Source organism: Pseudoalteromonas sp. SR45-5, from assembly GCF_014163565.1.
Lineage (GTDB): Bacteria > Pseudomonadota > Gammaproteobacteria > Enterobacterales > Alteromonadaceae > Pseudoalteromonas > Pseudoalteromonas distincta.
In genome coordinates, this window is record NZ_JACJDN010000344.1 from 1 (window position 1) to 4,224 (window position 4,224).

Annotated in this window: 3 protein-coding genes; all 3 read right to left on the reverse strand. The window is 40.3% G+C overall.

Translation table 11 applies throughout. The features are described 5' to 3' along the window. Positions 1–856 (reverse strand): alpha-amylase family glycosyl hydrolase (locus H5072_RS12910; protein ID WP_259395942.1); only part of this gene is annotated, 856 nt, incomplete at its 3' end. 88 nt (positions 857–944) lie between these two features. Further along, complete coding sequence (locus H5072_RS12915; protein ID WP_182693741.1) at positions 945–2,801, reverse strand: glycoside hydrolase family 13 protein; 1,857 nt, start codon at positions 2,799–2,801, stop codon at positions 945–947. Beyond that, a partial coding sequence (locus tag H5072_RS12920) for a tryptophan halogenase family protein (protein ID WP_182693742.1) occupies positions 2,801–4,224 on the reverse strand: 1,424 nt, incomplete at its 5' end. The genes H5072_RS12915 and H5072_RS12920, both read right to left, overlap by 1 nt.

Consider the following 4,224-nt stretch of genomic DNA (forward strand, 5'->3'; position numbering starts at 1 on the left):
TATTTTTGTATTCACTTGGCAATTGAACAAAATCGTAGCTACCATCTGGCTTTACGCCATAATTTACTTTTACTGTTTCGTACCAATCGTTTATATCGGGTTTTGGTGCACGGGCACCGTTACCTGTCCATTTAGCGGGTGTTTCATCAAAAAAGCCATCAGCTAATGGGCTTTCATTACCCCCTAATACTTTGTACTCTGGCGATGTTGGCACCTGAAAAGACTGCCCTGGTACGTAGAAAAAGTTATTGTTTTTATCGTACGCTTTAGTCGTGTCGTCTTGTTCGCCAAAGTCTTTAACGCCTTTAGGCTTTCCAAGTGATTGATAATTGCGGGCAACATGGTTAGGCACTATATCAATAATGACTTTCATGCCGTGGCTATGTGTACGTTCAATAAGCTGGCTAAACTCTCCCATGCGGTTCGTCACATTAACGGCTAAGTCGGGGTTAACATCGTAGTAATCCTTAATTGCGTACGGTGAACCTGCACGGCCCTTTACTACATCGGGGTCATCTTGCGAAATGCCGTAGTCGGTATAATCGCCCACTAACGCATGGTGTAACACACCGGTATACCAAACATGTGTGGTGCCTAACTCTTTAATGCCTTTTAGGGCTGCATCGTTAAAGTCGGCAAATTTACCTACGCCGTTTTGCTCTTTAGTGCCCCATGAAACATTGGCTGTTTCGGTATTACCAAACAAGCGAGTAAATACTTGATATACAACCGGCTTGGTAAGCTCATTTTGCGTGTGTGCAGGTGGTTGCTGTTGTTCAGGTTTGTTATTTTCTGAACACCCTGTAGCAATAAGTGCACTACAAAGTACTGCGGGTACATAAACTGATTTTTTCATTGTGTGTCTTTTTTGTCAGTATTGTTATTAACTTTATACTAAAGATTACTGCAGCAACCATACAGTTGCTGCATACGTATTCAAGTTACTATTGTGGCGTTTTTAAAACGAGTACCGTTGCGCTCATCGCTGGTAATTCAATGGTTTTGCCCAGCTTTTGTGTTTTTTGAGTAAATAAATTAAATGCTGTTGTGCTGTTAGGCATCACCTCTTGCATATACTCAATGTTTTTTTGTAGCGTTTGTGTATTTTTATTCATAAATACCAACACAGTTTGCTCGTCGCTAATACGCACATAACTATAAACCCCTTGTCGAGGCGTAAAATGTACAAGCTTTCCTTTATCTAATGCTGAGCTGTTTTTTCTAAAATTAAGCAGCGTACTGATGGTGTTATGCATGTCTTTTTGCTGTTTTGTTAAGCCCTCTTTGGTAAAGGCATTACGTGTTTGGCCTTCAAATCCACCCGGGAAGTCGATTCTAATATCACCATGGTCTTTACTTGGGGTGTTATCCAATAGTACTTCGGTGCCGTAATACATTTGCGCTATACCACGTGTGGTTAAAAATAACGTCATCGCCATTTTTGTTTTAGCTACGTCTTGGCCAAGTTCAGTATAAACACGGCTCATATCGTGGTTATCTGCAAATACCATAATGTTATCTGTATCTGGGTATAAAAAGTCATTAGCTAACGATTCATATACTTTAACCCAGCCCGTGTTCCAGCTTTCATCTTCATTTAGTGCTTGAATTACCGACTCTTGCAACGAAAAGTCCATCACGCTTGGTAAGCTTGATGTATAGCCATCTTGGTTATGTTTGCCACGTTGCCAGTAAGAGGCAATAGCAGGGTTAGACGTCCACTCTTCTCCAACAATATTAAAATTTGGGTACTCTTGCATTATGGCTTTTGTCCAATCACTCAAAAATGCTTTATCTGAGTAAGAGTAGGTATCAACACGAATACCACTTAAATCGGCGTATTCTATCCACCAAATAGCATTTTGAATTAAGTATTCACTTAACAGTGGCTGGCGCTGATTTAAATCGGGCATGGTTTCTACAAACCAACCATCGTTAAACTGGCGCTTGTCGTATTCACTCGCGTGTGGGTCTTGTATAGTTTGGCGCGCATGGCTTGTGGCGTTTTTACCTTTTTTAAACTCGCCATTAAAGTTAATCCAATCTTTAGTTGGCTTATCTTTAACCCAAGTATGCTCAGAGCCAAAATGGTTAAGAACCATATCCATTACCAGGCCTATGCCCTGCTCTTTTGCTTTTACCGAGAGCGTTTTATATAAACGGTTTGAGCCCATACGTGGGTCAACCTTATAAAAATCAGTAATTGCATAACCATGGTAAGAATAATTAGGCATATTGTTTTCAAGCACTGGGGTTAGCCAAAGCTGTGTTACGCCTAAATCGTTTAAATATGGAAGTGCGTTTATAACGCCTTGTATATCACCACCGTGGCGCCCGCCCTTTGTAGTAGGATCAGCGACTTCTAGCATGCTAGGGACAGTATCGTTTTGCTCATCACCATTAGCAAAGCGATCTGGGTTAATTAAATAAAGCGTATCAGCTGATGTAAACCCTTGGCGGTTTGCGCTGTTTTTATTGCGTTCAAGTAGTGAAAACTCAAAATTTTGACTCGCTTCGCTGCTGTTAAACACAAGCGTTCCTGCTTTAGCGGTATCAGTAATAGTAATATTTAAAAATACATAATTTGGGTTATCTGTACGGGTTACTTTATTTAACTTAACACCATTGTATTTAGCTAATTTAATTTGCTCGTTTGCAATATTTTGCTCATGCACCATGATGGTTATGGTATTTTTGTTCATGCCAACCCACCAATTAGCAGGCTCAACGTTAAGTGCGTAGCTAATGGTTGGTAAAGTACAGGCACTTACAAGTAAAAGTGTGTTTAAAAATCGCATCATCAGGCCTTTTTAATTTTTGCTAAAAAATCTTTATGAGTGGGTAATTGATCTACTGTTGAGGTAATAAGCGTTTTTAATGTAGAAAATAAGTCGTTTAGTTGTTCACTGCTTAATGAGTCAACAATACTGTTGTAATCATCGGGGATGAGGCCTTGGCCAATAAATACCTGTTGCCAGGCAACTTCGGCAAATAGTTCATCGTTTTCGCGCACTACTTTGCCAGTTTCCTTAAATAATTTGAGCTTGTGGGCCAATGAGTGAGGAATGTCCATTTGCTTGCATTGTCGCCAAAAAGCAGAATCTTCTCGCTCCGTCAGTTTGTAATGCAAAATAATAAAATCGCGTATGTGCTCTATTTCTATCACGCTTTGCTTATTAAATTCAGTAACTAAAGTTTCGCTTATGCCATTGTGTGGAAACAGCTTTATTAAACGGGTTACTGCACTTTGTATTAAGTGGATACTAGTTGACTCTAACGGCTCTAAAAAGCCACTAGCAAGACCAACCGACACCACGTTTTTATGCCACTGCTTTAAGCGCCGTCCTGTTTTAAATTTTATAACACGTGGCGCCGTAATGGGCTCAGCGGGTAAATTATTTAATAATAACTGCGTTGCTGCATCGTCAGATAAATAACGGCTACGGTACACCAAGCCATTACCTATTCGGCTTTGCAGCGGTATTTGCCACTGCCAGCCTGCGCTGTGTGCAATTGAACGCGTATAAGGTTTTAGCTCGCTAGTACCTTGAGATTGCACTGCAACGGCGCTGTCGCATGGTAAGTAATGAGACCAATCTACAAAACCTGTATTAAGGGTTTGCTCTATGAGTAAGGCGCGCTGCCCTGTAGCGTCTATAAAAAGGTCGCCATTTATCTGCTGTGTGTTATCAAGGGTTAATGATTTTATATTCCCTGATAGAGGGCATTGTTCAACCTGCTCTATTTTGGCATCAATATGATCAACACCGCGTGACATTGCGAGCTTTTTTAAAAACTCGGCATATAAAGTTGCGTCAAAATGGTACGCATAGCTTAAGCCAGGTAATTGCGTGTTAGGTATGGTATTTAATGGTGCAAACTTATGCTGTTTAGCTGCTTGGTAGTTAAGAGAAAAATCCCATAAGCTTTCTTCTGTACCGCTAATGTGCCCTTTTACCCAAAAATTGTAAAAATCGCAAAAGGGGAAGTCTTTTCCAAATGAGCCAAAAGCATGCATGTAGCTATGAGAGGTGGTTTTCCAATTTTCGAACTCAATTCCTAGTTTTATAGATGCATTAGTAGCGTTTATAAACTCTTGCTCGTTTATACCCAGTGCGTTATTAAGCTGAATAATAGGCGGAATTGTTGCTTCACCCACGCCTATAGTGCCAATAGTACTTGACTCAATAAGGGTTATTTTGATTACTTTACCTAACACTTTAT

What these genes read in the sequence shown, in the direction of transcription:
- H5072_RS12915 (WP_182693741.1), bottom strand. Translation starts at nt 2,801, where the DNA reads ATGATGCGATTTTTAAACACACTTTTACTTGTAAGTGCCTGTACTTTA.